Below are 1826 nucleotides of genomic sequence, written 5' to 3'. Positions count from 1 at the left end.
TTCGCGCAGCAGCGGATGTGGTTCATCAACCGGTTCGAACCTGGCAATGCCACATACAACCTGCCGAACGTACTGCGACTGTCCGGACCTCTGGACGTGTCCGCACTCCGAGCCGCCTTCATCGACCTCGCGATGCGACACGAGGTGCTTCGGACCACGTTCCCCGCCGTCGACGGTGTGCCATACCAGGAGGTCGCCGACGCTCAGGAGGTGGCCGCCCGCTTCGACTGGGGCACCGCGGAGTCGATGGCAGACATCCAGGCCGCGGTCACCACCGAGTTCGACCTCGCCGTCGACTGGCCGATCCGGGTCCGGCTGTGGCCGGTGGGTACCGACGAGCATGTGCTCGCGATCGTGATCCATCACATCGCTGCCGACGGTGAGTCCCTGCGTCCGCTGATCTCCGATCTGGCGGCCGCGTATAGTGCTCGACACGAGGGCTTCGCGCCTGAATTCGCGCCGCTCGGAGTGCAATTCGCGGATTTCGCGATCTGGCAGCACGAGGTCCTCGGTTCACCCGACGATGCCGGGTCGGTCATCGGCAAGCAACTCGGATACTGGCGCGAGGCACTCGCCGGGATGCCCGACGTGCTCGAACTGCCCTACGACCGGCCGCGGCCCAGAGTCGCCTCCGGCCGGGGCGGGGCCACTGCGTTCACCATCCCGGAGAATCTGGCCCGCCGCATCGGCGACGTCGCCACCCGCACCGGTGCGACGCCGTTCATGGTGCTCGACGCCGCGCTGGCAACGCTGCTCGCGCGGATGTCGGCGACCGATGACGTCGCCATCGCCACCCCGGTTGCCGGCCGCGGCCGGCCCGAACTCGACCCGCTGATCGGCATGTTCGTCAACACGCTGGTCCTGCGGTCGAAGATCGACCTCGGTGAGTCCTTCGTCGATGTCGTCTCCCGGACCCGCACCACCGCGCTGGGGGCCTTCGAGAACGCCGACGTCCCGTTCGAGACCGTGGTGGACGCGGTGAACCCGGTGCGCAGCGAGGCTTTCGCGCCGCTGGCCCAGGTGATGCTCACCCTCGACCCGGGTGGAGCCGCGCGGTCGACCGGTTTTCCGGTGGGTGACCTGGTGTTCTCCGGTGTCGAGATCGACAGCCGGCCGGCGCAGGTGGATCTGACGTTCATGGTCAATTCGGCGCCCACCGGTGACTGGCAGGGCGCGGTCGTATTCGCCGTCGATCTGTTCGACGAGTCGACGGTGCACACCCTGGCCACCCGCTTCGTCACGCTGCTCGATGAGCTCACCGACGACGTGCACGTGCCGGTCGGAGACGTCTCGATCCTCGGGGCCGACGAGGCAGCGGTGATCACCGCAGGGCAGCAGGGCCTCACCAGGCCGTTGCCGACCGAGGACCTGGCGTCCGCGCTCGCCGCCAGTGTCGCCGCGTACCCCGGTCGCGAAGCGCTCGTGTTCCGGGACCGGAGTGTCACCTACAGCGAACTGGGCGCACGGGTGAACACCTTGGCCCGGCAGCTGATCGCTGCCGGTGTCGGCCCGGATGTCGCTGTGGCCGTGTGCATCCCACGGTCGGTGGAGCTGCTGGTCGCGATTCATGCGATCGTCACCGCCGGCGGACAGTACGTTCCCGTCGACACCGCCGCACCGGTCGACCGAGCCGAGTACATGGTCGAGACGTCAGGTGCGACCGTCGCACTGGTACATGCCGGACTGCCCGTCCCCGAGCCGATCTCCGGGCTCGGCGACAAGGTCAGGGTCATCGCGGTCGACGCGTCGGCTCCGATCGAGGGTTCTGTCGCGCCGCTCACCGACACCGAACGGCGTGGTCGACTGCGTCCACAGCATGCCGCGTA

At 68.5% G+C, this 1826-nt stretch carries 1 protein-coding gene; it reads left to right on the top strand.

Annotated elements, in window-relative coordinates:
- Positions 1-15: 15 nt before the first annotated feature.
- A partial coding sequence (locus OK17_RS12240) for a condensation domain-containing protein (protein ID WP_461417607.1) occupies positions 16-1826 on the top strand: 1811 nt, incomplete at its 3' end.

The organism is Gordonia sp. GN26 (assembly GCF_054823965.1).
Note: the sequence above shows the minus strand (reverse complement) of the source record. Positions and strands in the feature narration are given on the sequence as shown.